Annotated in this window: 1 protein-coding gene; it reads right to left on the bottom strand. The window is 68.9% G+C overall.

The window, feature by feature from the left end:
* The coding region (locus ACXJKL_RS21350) for an amino acid permease (RefSeq protein ID WP_457208995.1) at positions 1 to 1194 on the bottom strand (1194 nt) is incomplete at both ends.

Genomic DNA, 1194 nt, shown 5'->3' with positions numbered 1-1194 from the left:
ACCAGGCCGATCGCCATCCAGATGAAGAAGCGCACCCAGGTCTCGCCGATCAGGTTGAGCATCAGGTAGCCGCACAGCAGCACGGACAGCGTCGCGACGAGGTGCACGGCCGGGGTGCGGAAGGCGCGCGGGAGGTCCGGGCGGGTGCGACGCAGCACGAGCACGCCGACCGACACGAGCATGAAGGCGAAGAGCGTCCCGATGCTCACCAGGTCGCCCAGGGTCGCGAAGTCCACGAAGCCGGACAGCAGCGCGACGCCGACGCCGGTGATGGCGGTCATGACGTAGGGCGTGCCGTAGGTCGGGTGCACCTTGGCGAGCGCCGGCGGCAGCAGCCCGTCGCGGGCCATCGCGAAGGCCACCCGTGTCTGGCCCAGCATCAGGATCAGCACGACGACGGTCAGGCCGATCGTGGCGCCGACGGCGATGATGTTGCCGATCCACTCCACGCCGGCCTTGTCGAAGGCGGTCGCGAGGGGCGCCGGGTCGTTGGGATCGATGTCGCGGTAGTCCTGCATGCCGGTGATGACCAGGCACACGGCGATGTACAGGACCGTGACGATGGCCAGCGAGCCCAGGATGCCGATCGGGACGTTCTTCTGGGGGTTGCGGGTCTCCTCCGCGGTGGTGGCCACGACGTCGAAGCCGATGAAGGCGAAGAACACGATGGCCGCACCCGCGATGACGCCGGCGACACCGAAGACCGCCGGCTCGAGGCCGAAGATGCTGCTGATCAGCGGGGTCTTCCAGAAGCCGCCCTCGGCGCCGCTCGTCGGCTCGCTCGGCGGGATGAACGGGGTGTAGTTGGCTGTGTTGATGTAGGTGATGCCCACGACGATGACCAGTGCGACCACCGCCAGCTTGATGGCCACGACGACCTGGTTGACCCGGCTGGACAGCCGCACACCGCCGATGAGCACGCCGGCCACCAGCAGCGCGATGAGCATCGCCGGCAGGTCCACCAGCCCGTCCGCCGCCGAGCCGATGGACGCGGGGACCTCGAAGGGGGTGCCGTCCAGCACGTTCTGGAGGTAGCCCGAGAAGCCCACCGAGAGCGCCGAGGCGCCGACGGTGAACTCCAGCACCAGGTCCCAGCCGATGATCCAGGCGACGAGCTCGCCGAACGTCGCGTAGCTGAAGGTGTACGCGCTGCCCGCCACCGGCACCGTGGAGGCGAACTCGGCGTAGCAGAGC

The sequence above is a fragment of the Nocardioides sp. P5_C9_2 genome (assembly GCF_054049555.1).
The sequence above is the reverse complement of the archived record's forward strand: the minus strand, read 5'-3'. Positions and strand labels throughout refer to the sequence as shown.